The 13,820-nt window shown below is 30.9% G+C and carries 11 protein-coding genes; 10 read left to right on the top strand and 1 reads right to left on the bottom strand.

All coding sequences use genetic code 11. The features are described 5' to 3' along the window. Positions 1-50 precede the first annotated feature (50 nt). From PTZ02_RS13365 to PTZ02_RS13325, 9 genes are all read left to right on the top strand, one after another. Complete coding sequence (locus PTZ02_RS13365) at positions 51-1,103, top strand: FAD:protein FMN transferase (RefSeq protein WP_274228296.1); 1,053 nt, start codon at positions 51-53, stop codon at positions 1,101-1,103. 377 nt (positions 1,104-1,480) lie between these two features. Continuing rightward, positions 1,481-2,554, top strand: a complete 1,074-nt coding sequence (locus PTZ02_RS13360; protein ID WP_274228295.1) for a BMP family lipoprotein — start codon at positions 1,481-1,483, stop codon at positions 2,552-2,554. A 120-nt stretch (positions 2,555-2,674) separates the two neighbouring features. Then, positions 2,675-4,216 (top strand): ABC transporter ATP-binding protein, encoded by a 1,542-nt coding sequence (locus PTZ02_RS13355; protein WP_274228294.1) that lies wholly within the window; start codon positions 2,675-2,677, stop codon positions 4,214-4,216. Then, positions 4,209-5,300 (top strand): ABC transporter permease, encoded by a 1,092-nt coding sequence (locus tag PTZ02_RS13350; RefSeq protein ID WP_274228293.1) that lies wholly within the window; start codon positions 4,209-4,211, stop codon positions 5,298-5,300. The genes PTZ02_RS13355 and PTZ02_RS13350 overlap by 8 nt, the downstream gene beginning before the upstream one ends. Continuing rightward, positions 5,293-6,225, top strand: coding sequence for an ABC transporter permease (locus PTZ02_RS13345; protein ID WP_274228292.1), 933 nt, complete (start codon positions 5,293-5,295; stop codon positions 6,223-6,225). Before PTZ02_RS13350 ends, PTZ02_RS13345 begins: the two co-directional genes overlap by 8 nt. A gap of 161 nt (positions 6,226-6,386) precedes the next feature. Further along, positions 6,387-7,061 carry a response regulator transcription factor gene (locus PTZ02_RS13340; RefSeq protein WP_274228291.1) on the top strand — a complete coding sequence of 225 codons (675 nt, stop codon included), beginning with the start codon at positions 6,387-6,389 and terminating at the stop codon, positions 7,059-7,061. Then, positions 7,048-8,529 carry a sensor histidine kinase gene (locus PTZ02_RS13335; protein ID WP_274228290.1) on the top strand — a complete coding sequence of 494 codons (1,482 nt, stop codon included), beginning with the start codon at positions 7,048-7,050 and terminating at the stop codon, positions 8,527-8,529. Before PTZ02_RS13340 ends, PTZ02_RS13335 begins: the two co-directional genes overlap by 14 nt. 18 nt (positions 8,530-8,547) lie before the next feature. Continuing rightward, a complete protein-coding gene (locus tag PTZ02_RS13330) occupies positions 8,548-8,730 on the top strand; it encodes a hypothetical protein (RefSeq protein ID WP_274228289.1) in 183 nt (60 codons plus the stop codon). A gap of 415 nt (positions 8,731-9,145) precedes the next feature. Continuing rightward, positions 9,146-10,990, top strand: coding sequence for an APC family permease (locus tag PTZ02_RS13325; RefSeq protein ID WP_274228288.1), 1,845 nt, complete (start codon positions 9,146-9,148; stop codon positions 10,988-10,990). A gap of 47 nt (positions 10,991-11,037) precedes the next feature. On the opposite strand, the gene PTZ02_RS13320 is transcribed toward PTZ02_RS13325, so the two are convergent. Further along, complete coding sequence (locus tag PTZ02_RS13320) at positions 11,038-12,822, bottom strand: GGDEF domain-containing protein (protein ID WP_274228287.1); 1,785 nt, start codon at positions 12,820-12,822, stop codon at positions 11,038-11,040. 192 nt (positions 12,823-13,014) lie between these two features. Between PTZ02_RS13320 and PTZ02_RS13315 the strand changes: the two genes are divergently transcribed. Next, a complete protein-coding gene (locus PTZ02_RS13315) occupies positions 13,015-13,662 on the top strand; it encodes a DUF5105 domain-containing protein (protein WP_274228286.1) in 648 nt (215 codons plus the stop codon). The last annotated feature ends 158 nt before the right edge of the window (positions 13,663-13,820 follow it).

Raw genomic sequence — 13,820 nt, 5'->3', positions numbered from 1 at the left:
TCATTATGTTAAAATATCTATAGTACAGTTTCAAAAATGGAGGAAGACAAATGACTAAAGGTAGAGTTTTTAAAGGACTAATTTTAGGAACAATTACATTATCATTAATAGGAAGCTTAGTTTCTTGTAGCAAAAAAACAGCAGAACCAATTTCAAAAAGCGAAATATTGCTAGATACGCCATGTAAAGTAACGATATATGATAATGTATCAAGTGATGTTTTAGATAAGGCATTTGATAAGTTAAGAGAAATAGATAAAAAAATGAATGCAGCCAATGAGGACAGTGAGATTTCAGCAGTAAATAATCAGGCTGGGAAAGGATATGTAAAAGTATCTGATAACACCTTCTATGTTATAAAAGAAGGAATAAAATATGGTGATTTAACTAGCGAAAAATTTGATATTAGCATTGGACCACTAGTTAAGCTTTGGCATGTAAATCAAAGAAAAGAAAATGATACTGAACCACTTCCAACACAAGAACAAATAAATCAAGCAAAATCACTTGTTAATTATAAAAATGTTCTTCTAAAAGAAGATACAAAAGAAGTTATGTTAAAGGAACCTGGAATGTCATTAGATTTAGGTGGAATAGCTAAAGGTTATGCTGGTGATGCAGTAGCAGAGGTTTTAAAAAGTAACGGGGTAAGTCATGCTATTATAGATTTAGGTGGAAACATTTTAACAGTAGGTTCTAAGACTGATGGTACGGATTGGAAGATTGGGGTGCAAAATCCCAATAATGAAAGAGGAGATTACTTAGGAACAATAGAAGTAACTAATAAAGCTGTAGTTACATCAGGTATATATGAAAGATATTTTATTAAGGATGGTAAGAAGTATCATCACATTTTAGATACTTCAACTGGATATCCTGTTGATAATGAACTTGCAAGTGTTTCAATTATTACAGATAAATCAATAGACGGGGATGCTTTAGCAAAGGCATTTTGTTTTGGTGTGGATAACGGATTGAAGTTTATTGAAAGCCAAAAAGGTATTGAAGCAATATTTGTTACGAAAGATAACAAGGTATATGTTACTTCAGGTTTAAAAAATAATTTTAAAATAACAGATAATAATTTTAAATTGATGAATTAATTGTAAGCTTCATTAATAATATGTATAAATATGAATAAATTACATCTAAGATACCACTAGATTTTTAGAGAAAAATATGTGATACTTGAATCGAAACAGCTGATGAAGAATTTTTTATTAATTTAATAAAAAACCAGAGTATATTGTCTATTAATTTAACAAATAATAGGAAAAAGAAAGGTATTATTTACTTTTTTCAATAGAATATCATTAAAAACTGCTGTGGAAATAATAAAATCTGTTAAAAAAACGAAATTTAATTAATAAAATATAAAAAAAAAAATGTATTTCCATTATTTTTAAAAAATTTCATTGACTACGGTAGTTTAGTGAGATAATATTTAAGCGTAAGCGATAACATATTGGAGGTATGAGGTATGAATAAAAAATTAATAGCATCAATTTCTGCTATAGCAGTAGTTGCAACTTTATTTGCTGGATGTGCAAAGAAAGATGATTCTACTACTAAAACTACAAAGGAAATAAAGGTAGGACTTTCAACAGATGAAGGTGGATTAAATGATAAGTCATTTAACCAATCAGCAGATGCTGGTATCAAAAAAGCTCAAACTGACCTAAAAGTAGGTTACAAAGCAGTAGAATCAAAAACTAAAGATGACTATGAATCAAATCTAGATGCTCTAGTTGCAGATGGATCAGATTTAGTTTTCGGAATAGGATTCCAAATGGAAACTGCTCTTGGAAATGTAGCAGATAAGTACTCAGACAAGAAGTTTGCAATTGTTGATACAGTTGTAAATAAACCAAACGTAGTTTCTTATACATTTAAGGAACAAGAAGGATCTTTCTTAATGGGAGTTATAGCTGGAAAGACTACAAAAACTAACAAAGTTGGATTTATAGGTGGAAAAGATGAAGCACTTATAAATAAATTCGAAGCAGGATTTGTAGCAGGTGTTGAATCAGTAAACCCAACTGCAGCTGCAGATTTACTAAATAGAAAAAACGTTGCATATGTTAACAGTTTTGCTGATGCTGCATTAGGAAAACAAGCAGCTCAAAATCTTATAAACTCAGGTTGTGACGTAATTTACCATGCTGCTGGTGGTGTTGGAGTTGGAATGTTCCAAGCAATTCAAGAAGCAAACAAAGCTGGTAACAAAGTTTGGGGTATCGGAGTAGATATGGACCAAGCACAAACACTTCCACAATATGCTGACATTATACTTTCTTCAATGATTAAGAGAGTTGATACTGCAACATATGAAGCTACAAAGAGTGTTGTAGATGATAAATTCCAAGGTGGAAAAAATGTAGTATTAGGAATTAAAGAAGGAGCTATCGGAATAGCAGAAACTTCAAGCAAGAACACTTCTAAAGACGTTCTTGACTTAGTTCAAAAATATCAAGATGCTATAAAAGATGGAAAAATAACAGCTCCATCAACTATAGATGAGTTAAAGGCGTTTAAGCCAGTTGAAGTAAAATAGTTATTAAGACAGAGTAAAAATTTCAATTATATAAGAGCTAGATGAAAAAAATTTATCTAGCTCTTATAAAGTTATTATGGAGTTATTAAAAAGTTTGTTTAAGAATGGGAGAGATAAAAAGTGACAAAAGTGGTAGAAATGAAAAACATAACCAAAGTATTCCCAGGCACTATTGCAAATGACGATGTTAATTTTGATTTGGAAAAGGGAGAAACACATGTTTTATTAGGAGAAAATGGGGCAGGCAAAACCACTTTAATGAATATCCTTTATGGGTTATACCAACAAGAAAAAGGGGAAATATACATAAATGGAAAGCTTGCCCAAATTAATAATCCAAATGATGCAATAAAACTAGGTATTGGTATGGTACATCAGCATTTTATGCTTGTACACAATTTTACTGTAGCAGAAAACATTATTTTAGGTAATGAGCCTAAAAAAGGCATGAAAATTGATATGAAAAAAGCCATTGATGACGTAGTAGAGGTTTCTAAAAAATATGGTTTTAAAATAGATCCAAACGCAATTATTGAAGATATAACAGTAGGACAACAACAAAAAGTAGAAATTCTTAAAGCCTTGTATAGAGGAGCAGAGATACTTATATTAGATGAGCCAACAGCAGTACTAACTCCTCAAGAAATTGAAGAGTTAGGTGTTATTATAGATAATTTAAAAGCACAAGGAAAGTCAGTAATACTTATTACTCATAAGTTAAAAGAAGTAATGAAAATGAGTGATAGAGTAACAATTATAAGAAGAGGTAAAGTTACCGGTATAGTTAAGACAAAGGAAACTAATATAGATCAATTAGCTGAATTGATGGTAGGTAGAAAAGTTAATTTAGTTATTAATAAATCAAAAGCTAAAATGGGAAATGAAGTTTTAAGCATATCTAAATTAAATGTAAATGATCATAGAAATCTACCAGCAGTTAAAGACCTTAGCCTATCTGTAAAATCAGGAGAAGTTCTTGGTATTGCCGGAGTTGATGGTAATGGTCAATCAGAACTTGTAGAAGCAATAACTGGACTTAGAAAAGCAGTTTCAGGAACTATTAAGATAGATGGTAAAGATATATTTAATAAATCTCCAAGAGCTGTAATGGAAGCAGGAGTTGGACATGTACCCGAAGATAGACATAAGAGAGGGTTAATATTAAAATATTCTCTTTTTGAAAATGCAGTTCTAGGATTCCATAACAAGAAGCCATATTCAAAGGGTATCGTTATGGATTATAAGGAAATAAGAAAGCACACTAAAGATTTAATTGAACAATTTGACGTAAGAACTCCGAATGATGAAGTTATGGCTTCAGCGCTATCTGGAGGAAATCAACAAAAGTTAATAGTAGCAAGAGAAATATCAAAGGAGCCAGCATTACAAATAGTATGTCAGCCTACAAGAGGTTTGGATGTTGGAGCTATTGAATATATTCATAAGAGAATAATTGATGAAAGAGATAAAGGAAAAGCTGTTTTATTAGTTTCATTAGAACTAGATGAAATAATGGCTCTTTCAGATAGAATAGCAGTAATGTATGATGGGCAAGTTGTGGATATTCTTGACAGAGCAGAAGCAACTGAACAAAAATTAGGAATATTGATGGCAGGCGGAAGCTTAAAGGACGAGAAGAAAGAGGTGAAAGACCTTGAGTAAAAATAATAAAGAAAATAAAATTTACGAAATAATAAAACCTACACTTTTCCCAATTTTTGCAATTGTAATATCTATATTTGTTGCTACATTTTTCGTAGTTTGGGCAAAAGGTTATTCAATTTTACAATACCCAAGGGCATTAGGAGACTTATTTAGTACTGTTTGGAAGGGTAGTTTTGGTACTCAGATGAACACACTAAACACTGTGTTTTATTTAACCCCATTATTATTTACTGGAGTTGCCAATGCATTAGCTTTTAAGACTGGTTTATTTAATGTCGGTGTTGAAGGACAATTTGTAGTAGGTATGTTAGCAGCAGGTGTTACTGGTTCTATACATGGATTGCCAGGAGTAGCGCATCTTCCTCTAGTAATACTAGTAGGTATATTAGCAGGAGCACTTTGGGGAGGGATACCTGGATACCTAAAAGCAAGGTTTGGTACAAATGAAGTTATTAACACAATTATGATGAATTATATAGCACTTTACGTATCTAATTTTGTAATCCTAAGAACTCCTTTAGGGGCAGCAGGAAAATCCGCTACACCTATTATTGAGGATAGTGCAAAATTAGCTAGATTTATACCTAAATATCAAGCTAACTACGGAGTTGTTATAGGTATTGTAGTGGCAGTATTTATTGCTTGGTTATTATGGAAAACAACTATAGGGTATGAACTAAGAGCAGTAGGTACAAATCCTTCTGGAGCAGAATATGGTGGAATAAGTATAGCAAAGAACATAATTCTTGCGATGGTTATTTCAGGAGCTGTAGCAGGATTAGGAGGAGCAGTACATTTAGCTGGTGGAAAATACTATATGGATGACTTAAGTACTTTACCTGGATATGGATTTACAGGAATGGCAGTAGCATTGTTAGCGAAGAGTAATCCTGTTGGTTGTATTTTTGCAGCAGTTTTATTTGGAGCTTTAGATAGTAGTTCAAAAACACTTCAACTTAATGGAATTCCTAAGGAGATAGTTTACTTAATTCAAGCAATTATAATTATATTTGTAGCTACAGATTATATAGTAAAATACTTCTCAGAAAAGAAAAAGAAGGAGGCAATGATAAATGGGTAGCATTAATATTATAGTAGAACTTTTAGCCTCCACATTAGCTTTAGCAGCACCACTAATTTTTGCTGGACTTGGAGGGGTTTTTTCTGAAAAGTCTGGAGTAGTAAATATCGGACTTGAAGGTATGATGATTATAGGTGCATTTTTTGGTGTATATGGTTCTCATATAACAGGAAGTGCTTTAGTTGGGTTAGTTTTTGCAGTAATAGCTGGTGGATTGATTGCATTAGTGCATGCTTTCCTTAGTATATCGCTTAGAGCTGAACAAGTAATCTCTGGTACGGCAATAAACTTATTTTCACAAGCTTTGGCAGCTTTCTTAATATTTAAGTTATTCGGAAAAGGGGGCCAAACTGATGGTGTTAATGGCCTAGATTATACTGTCCCTGAAATTATAAGAAATATACCAGTTGTAGGAAGATTTATCTCTGGATTAAACTGGTTTGTATTCTTAGCAATAATAGCAGTTGTAGTTACACATTTTATTATGTATAAGACTCCATGGGGATTAAGAATTAGGTCTGTTGGAGAGCACCCACAAGCAGCTGATACCCTTGGAATAAATGTATATAAGACAAGATATATATGTGTAGTAATTTCTGGAATGTTAGCTGGATTAGGTGGAGCTGCATTATCATTAGGAATGACTCCATTATATAGAGATGGAATGGTAGCTGGTAGAGGATTTATTGCACTAGCTGCATTAATCTTTGGTAACTGGAAACCAGTAGGTACTATGTGGGCATGTTTGCTATTCAGTTTCGCAAATGCACTACAATTAAAATCGCAAGCATTTGGATTTAACTTACCAACAGAAGTATATGCAATATTCCCATATATAATAACTATGGTAGCACTTGCAGGTTTTGTTGGAAAGACACAAGCACCAGCAGCAGATGGAATACCTTATGAAAAAGGTAAGCGATAGAAATATTAAATAATAAGTGATTAGTAATTTTGAGATAAAAACAGAGGCATGCCTCTGTTTTTCTTTTTATATTAGCCTATAAAATATGGTTAAATAATGTGAATTGTGATAAATTCATTGAATTTTCATATTAGAAGATTAAAATTATAATGGGTGATGATATGAAGACAAATATTTTAGTAATTGAAGATGATTTAGATATACAAGAGTTGATATCAGAATTTTTAAAGGCAGAAAATTATGAAGTAGATACAGCTAGTGACGGAATAGAAGGTATAAATAAGTTTAAAAATGGAGATTATGATCTGATTATTTTAGATCTTATGCTTCCTAATTTAGATGGGTTTTCTACCTGCAAGATGATTAGAAATAAATCTAATGTTCCAATAATTATTTTAACGGCACTAAATGATGAGAAAGACCAATTAAAGGCTTTTGATTTTAATGTTGATGACTATATTACAAAGCCATTCTCCTTCAACATTTTAATAAAAAGAGTTGAAGCTGTACTGAGGAGAATAAAGAAAGAAGAAGAAAATATAATTGAATATGGAAATTTAAAACTTGATTATGAAACATATAAAATATATGAGAATGGAGAAGAGTTAGAATTTACAACTAAGGAATTTGAGATATTGCATTTGTTAATGAACAATGTTCATAAGGTTCTTACTAGAGAAATGCTTTTAGATAGGATATGGGGATACGACTTTTTTGGAGAGAATAGAATTGTTGATGCACATATTAAAAATATTAGAAAGAAACTTAAGTTGCCCTATATACAGACAGTAAAAGGTATAGGATATAGATTGGAGCTTAAAGATGAAGAGAAATAGTATTAAATTTAAGATTTTTATTTCTACAGCTGGAATTCTTATAGTTTGTACAATGATAATTCTAACAACATTATACCTTGCTTTACCAAAGTACTATTATAATTATAAAATGAAGAATATTGAAAAAGGTATAAAAACATTAAGCGGGCAATTAAGTAAGACAAATATAAAATCTCAGGACAATCAAGAATCACAAACACTACTACATAATTTTATGAAAAACTATAATGTATCCTTAGTATTGCTAGATCATAGCAGTAATTTGGTTTTTTTACCAAATTCTTTTAGTAGATTTTCGGGAAATGAATGGCTTAAGGGTATATCTCAAGATAAAAAAACAGATGGGCCTCCGCTAAATGGAGATAGTAATACATCAGGTAAAATAATAAATAAAAAGAACAATTCAGAGATCTATGCCTATACGCAAAAAGTATATTTCAAAGATGATTCAAGCAGCTATTATTTAATGATTGAGGCTCCTCTTCAGCCAATTGATGAAGCTGCAAAGGTTATATTATATTTAATGCCATATATGTTTTTATTTATAGTCGTTATAGCCTTAGGAACTGCATTGATTTATTCAAGAAGGATAACAGACCCACTACTAACCTTAAATGATGTAGCTCGAAGAATATCTAAATTAGATTTTAGTATTAAATCTGAAATATCTAGCAAGGATGAAATGGGCGAATTATCAAGTAGCTTGAATACTTTGGCTAGTAATCTTCAAAAGAATATGGATGACTTGAAAGATGCTAATATGAAGCTTAAAGATGATATAAAGAAGCAAAAAATACGAGAGAAAGAAAGACAAGAATTTGTTGCAACTATATCACATGAGTTAAAATCACCAATAACATCAGTTAGTGGACAGATAGAAGGTATGCTCTATAATATAGGAGCCTATAAAGACAGAGATAAGTATTTAAAAAAATCTCTCTCTATAATGAAGGATATGGAGAAATTAGTTTATGAGCTTTTAGATATATATAAGCTTGAGAGCAATGAGAAGTTAGAAAATAAGAGTATAATAAATCTGTCAGAAATAGTAAGTGATATAATGGAGGATCTGTTCTTTTTCATTGAAGAAAAAAAGGTTAGATTAAATATAGACATAGACAAGGAGTTTACAATTGAAGGAGATTATGACAGACTAAATAAGGCATTTTCAAATATAATTATTAATGCAATAAAATATTCCAAAGAGGAAGAAAATATAGTAATTAAATTAAGTAAGCCAGATAATTCAAGAGCTTATTTGGAAGTTGTAAATACAGGTACATCAATAAATGAGGAACATTTAAATAAATTATTTGAACCATTTTATAGAGTAGAGAAATCTAGAAACCGAAAAACTGGTGGTAGTGGTTTAGGACTTTACATTGTAAAGAAGATATTAGAATTACATCAGTTTGATTATAGAATTGAGAATATTGATAATGGAGTTAAGTTTACAATTGAGTTTTAAATAAAAGGAGGAAATAAGATGATAAATAGAATAAAAGAACATTATCAACATGAAGAAGAGGAAGATAATGAGCAATTCCTAAGGAACTTTGAATATAAAGGGGAAGAAATATTCTCCTGTGAAATTTGTGAAGCTGAAATATCAGAAGATGAATATGAGCGTAATGACGGCATATGTGATGAGTGCAGCGCTGATATATAAGAGCCTTAGTTGCTTTACATTTTTTCCAAATGCCATGTGTATTAATTATAAATCTACCATAGGCCTTCTTCATAAAAAAGACTTAAGAGTGAATAAAAGTTCACTCTTTAAATTTGTATACTTTTTTAAATTCTCTTAAGGCAGAGTGATTATTTTAAACTAAAAAACAACTTTTAATTAATGAATAAATATATTTATAATAATTAATGCTAAAAAAAGAATGCGTATGCTAAATACTTGATTATTTTAAGGGTTTTCACCTAGTTATAGGCTAACAAGTGAAAATAACTCTTCTATGCTATAAATGATAAGGTTTTAAGTAATCTTTAAACTTGATAATAATTTTGAATAGTAAATTAAATGATGATAATATCTATTGAGTCAAGAGAATTATTTATATTGGGAGAGTGTTTCAATGTCAAGTTTAAAAAGTTATCTGATTGGTAAGCCACTTAAATCGTCTCAAATTCATCACGAAAAATTTTCGGTAATTAATGGATTGCCTGTATTATCATCAGATGCTATTTCATCAGTAGCTTATGCATGTGAAGAAATACTATGGGTCCTTGTGCCTATCATGGGAATAGGGTCTTTTAAATATTTAGGAATGGTATCATTAGCGATAATAGCCTTATTATGTATATTAGTTTTTTCATATAGACAAACTATAGAGAGCTATCCAAATGGAGGAGGTTCATACATAGTTTCTAGGGAGAACTTAGGAGTAGTACCTAGTCTAGTAGCAGGTGCTTCACTTACGGTAGATTATGTGCTAACAGTTGCAGTAAGTACAACTGCCGGAGTTGCAGCAATCACATCAGCAATTCCATGGCTTTTAGATTATAAGATAGAACTTGCTGTATGCATTATAATACTTATGGCAATAGGAAACTTAAGAGGAATTAGAGATTCTGCTAGATTCTTTAGTGTGCCTACATATTTGTTTTTATTTACAGCAATTTTAATGATCGTAGTAGGATTATATAAGTATTTTATATTAGGTATAGAACCCGCACAAACTGTAGTTCTTTCTAATCAAATTGGAGATTTAACTATACTTTTATTTCTAAAAGCTTTTTCGGCTGGATGTACAGCATTAACGGGATTAGAAGCTGTAAGTGATGGGGTACCTAACTTTAAAGCCCCAGCAACGAAGCATGCAAAACAAGTTTTGTATCTACTATTTGGAATAGTAGTTATACTATTTGGAGGAATGTCTTTACTTGCAAGTGTTTATCATGCAGCACCAAGTTTAGATAAAACAGTTATATCACAAATAGCGGGACAAGTATTTGGCCAAAATACATTTTTATTTTTCCTTATGCAAATAGCAACGACATTAATACTTACTATGGCAGCAAATACAGCATTTTCTGATTTTCCATTGCTATTATCTTTTATAGCAAGAGATGGATATGCACCTAGACAATTTGCACAGAGAGGCTCAAGATTAAGCTTTTCTAATGGTATAATATTGCTTTCTATTGCAGCATCAATACTTGTAGTAATATTTAGGGGAGAAAATCACTATTTATTGCCTTTATATGCAGTAGGAGTTTTTGTATCATTTACATTATCACAGTCAGGTATGGTAATGAAGTGGATAAGAAGTAAACAAGCAGGTTGGAGACTTAAGGCATTTATAAATGGTTTTGGTGCATTAATAACTTTAGGTACTGCAATAGTAATATCAGTGAATAAGTTCTTACATGGAGCTTGGGTAGTGTTTATTTTGGTTCCGGTTGGCGTAGTTATAATGAAGAGAATAAATAGACATTACAAGAAAGTTGCTGAACAATTAAGCTTAGATAACAATTACTTCCCAGAGTTTAGTAAAAATGAAGCTAGAAGATTTATAGTACCAGTGGCAACACTAAATGAGGCAGTAATTAAAACAATAAGTTATGCTAAATGCTTATCAAAGGATATTACAGCATTCCATATTTCTATAGATGATGAAGTTACTGAAAAGTTAAAAGCAAAATGGGAAAAATATGATATGGGAATACCGCTAGTAATTAAGAAGTCCGAATATAGAGATGTAGTTGAGCCACTAGTAAACTTTATTAATTCAGATGAGTTTTGTACACGTGAAGATGATATAGTTACGGTTGTTGTTCCACAGTTTACTTCTGAAAAATGGTGGGGAAATATTCTTCATAATCAAACAGCAATATTCTTAAAGAGATCATTACTAAAGAATAAGAATATAGCAACAATAACTGTTCCATTTATAATTAAAGATTATAAAAAAAGATAGAGTATTAATATAAAACTGATAGTTGATAACTACAACTATCAGTTTTTTTATAATTTATTAATTAAAAAGCAACTTCCTTTAATTTTCTTCACCTTTTTCTTCAGAGATGCCACATACACGCCTACATCTTCAGGATTGTTTAAAGATCCTATTCTTCCATATAACCCAGCTATCGATAGGGAAGTTAAAGCGAAACGCTCATGATGGCCTTTTCTATCAAGTGATTCAATATATCCATCTGACTTATGTTCATCATTAAAGAAATCAAGTATTTCCTTATCAAATCTTTCTATTATTCTCTTGCAAAGTGAAGTACAGTCTTCATAAGGTTGCTGAACAATGCACACAAAGTCATCACCCCCAATATGACCAACAAATGGACCTTGAGGAGATAACTTATATGCTTCATCTTCAATTAAGCGTGCAGTAAACTTTATTATTTTGTCGCCATTTTCAAAACCATAAGTATCATTATATATTTTAAAATTATCTAAATCAAAATAAAGCATGCAGCAACATGAGTTGGATAAGATAAAGTCAGAAATAACTTTTTCAATTACCCCATTACCTGGGAGAGCAGTGAGAGGGTTGAGTTGCCGGGCATAATTGTATTCTATTTTTGTAGTGAAATTAAGTAGAGATTGAATAGTAACAACACCATAATACCTTGAATTCTTAGTTACAATAATGTAATCATAGATTGTATCATTTTTTCTAGCCATAGCTATTCTAGATACTTCCCCCACAGGCGTAAAATAGTCAACTATTAAGGGATTAGTATCCATAACTAAAGAGACAGGTCTTTTTGAAAATACAGCAACTCCAAATTGGGTGGCCAAAAATGAATCTAATGAATTTTTCATAACGAGACCAAGGGGAATAGAATCTTTTACAATTGCAGCACCGGTAATTTCATTTGAATCTAAATATGATTTTAAATCTTTACAAAGAGTATTTGGAGAAAAAGGTTTATCTATTCTTACAATCTCTCCAATGTAGTTGTTAGGTATTCCACTAAAAGTTGAAGCTTTCATTCTGTTCGATTCACTAATATAGTTTTTTATTTTTAAATCAATATCCAATATTTTAGGGGAAGGAAGTCCTAGGAAATACCCTTGGCCAGCATAAACGCCTAGAGAAATTAAGGTTTGTAATTCTTCTTGAGTTTCAATACCTTCTGCGATAAGTTTCATATTAGTAATTTGTGCTAACTTCACAAAACATTCTATTAATGACTGTTTGAACAGATCTTCATTTATATTTCTTACTAAATCCATATCTATTTTTACGTAATGCGGTCTAGTTTCAGAAAGCATCTTTAAACCTGAATAACCTGAACCCATATCATCTATTGCAATTTTATAGCCTTGATCAAGATAGTTAAATAAAGCTTTTTTAAAAATCTTATAATCTTCTATACAAGTCTTTTCAGTTATTTCAAAGATTATATTTTCTGTTGATATATTTTCACCATTAAGGATTTCTTTGGTTAGTCCTTTTTTAAAGCTTTCATCCTTAAATATATTAGGATCAACATTTATGAATAATAGTTTATCCTTAGAAAGAGACTTAGAATTTCTAAGAGCCTTAGTTCTACATAAAAGTTCAAGTTCTAAACTTTTATTTAGCATATGAGCAGTATCAAATAACTTTTCAGGATTCCGCAAAACAGAATTTTCAGGGCCTCTAGTTAAGGCTTCATAGCCAAGTACTTCACCATTTACTAGCGATACAATTGGCTGATAATGAGTTATTATAGAATCCATATCCAGAATTGAGTTGAATTCTTTAGAGATATCAGAAGTAATTAAGTTTGTAGAATTATTTATCATTCGATACGCCTCTTTCTTTATAACAATTAATTAAGCAAAACCAATATAGCATAGTAGTGTTAACATAAGAAAAGCGTAGTGTTAAATTAATGTTAATGAGGTTGTAGAAAGTGAGATTTGTGTAAAAAATTGAAAGAAGAGGTCTCCTTATGGTATAATTGCTTTGGTATTTAAACTAAGGGGGATAACAACATGAAAAAATATTTTAGAATTTTTGCCGCATCTGTTGCAGTAGTAATGTCAATGGCTTTAATAGCAGGATGTAGTAAAAAACCAGCAGTTACACCAGATCAATACTTAACTTTTTTCTTGGATTTAGCTGTAAAAAACCAAGTTGGTGATGCTAAGAAATTAGGAATATCAGATTCCGAAGTTAAGAAGTTAACTGATGAAATTGATAAGCAATATGAAAGTATTGCAGCAAGTGATTCAAGTGGTTTAGACAAGGAAAGTTCTAATAAGCTAGTAGAATCAGCAAAGAAGGGAATAGCTAAGGTTAAATATAATATTAAAACTGTTGAATCTGATAATAAGAGTGCTAAGGTTGAAATGACAGTTTATCCTGTTGTAATAGATGAAGCAGATTTAACTCCAGAGAAGTTAATAACTCAGGATGAAATAAAACAGTTAGCTAAAGAATATACAGATGAAGCAACTTTAGAAAAAAAAGCTCAGGATTTAGCTTTAGATAAGGTATGCAAATATTTTGAAAATCCTAAAATATCAGATGAAGCTAAAACAATTACAGTTCAACTAAAAGTTGAAAAGGGTGAATGGAAGGAAGTAAATGAAGGAGAGCTTGGAAACTTCATAGAAAATAGTTTGTACATAACGAAATAAATATAAAGCCATGGAAATGAAGATGATTTCCATGGCTTGTATCATTTATATACATAATTAACTATAAAGGACATCAAAGAAATTATTAAAAATTTATATTTTCTAGTAACCAATCATCTCCCACCCTCATATGATGATATGTATGAAAAAAGGGGGGA

This window comes from Clostridium sp. 'White wine YQ', assembly GCF_028728205.1.
In the GTDB taxonomy this organism is placed as follows: Bacteria; Bacillota; Clostridia; order Clostridiales; family Clostridiaceae; genus Clostridium_T.
Note: the sequence above shows the minus strand (reverse complement) of the source record. Positions and strands in the feature narration are given on the sequence as shown.

Excerpts from the sequence above, each read along its gene's own strand:
- PTZ02_RS13365 (WP_274228296.1), top strand. The coding sequence starts at position 51 with ATGACTAAAGGTAGAGTTTTTAAAGGACTAATTTTAGGAACAATTACA.
- PTZ02_RS13360 (WP_274228295.1), top strand. The coding sequence starts at position 1,481 with ATGAATAAAAAATTAATAGCATCAATTTCTGCTATAGCAGTAGTTGCA.
- PTZ02_RS13345 (WP_274228292.1), top strand. The coding sequence starts at position 5,293 with ATGGGTAGCATTAATATTATAGTAGAACTTTTAGCCTCCACATTAGCT.
- PTZ02_RS13340 (WP_274228291.1), top strand. The coding sequence starts at position 6,387 with ATGAAGACAAATATTTTAGTAATTGAAGATGATTTAGATATACAAGAG.
- PTZ02_RS13335 (WP_274228290.1), top strand. The coding sequence starts at position 7,048 with ATGAAGAGAAATAGTATTAAATTTAAGATTTTTATTTCTACAGCTGGA.
- PTZ02_RS13330 (WP_274228289.1), top strand. The coding sequence starts at position 8,548 with ATGATAAATAGAATAAAAGAACATTATCAACATGAAGAAGAGGAAGAT.
- PTZ02_RS13325 (WP_274228288.1), top strand. The coding sequence starts at position 9,146 with ATGTCAAGTTTAAAAAGTTATCTGATTGGTAAGCCACTTAAATCGTCT.
- PTZ02_RS13320 (WP_274228287.1), bottom strand. The coding sequence starts at position 12,822 with ATGATAAATAATTCTACAAACTTAATTACTTCTGATATCTCTAAAGAA.
- PTZ02_RS13315 (WP_274228286.1), top strand. The coding sequence starts at position 13,015 with ATGAAAAAATATTTTAGAATTTTTGCCGCATCTGTTGCAGTAGTAATG.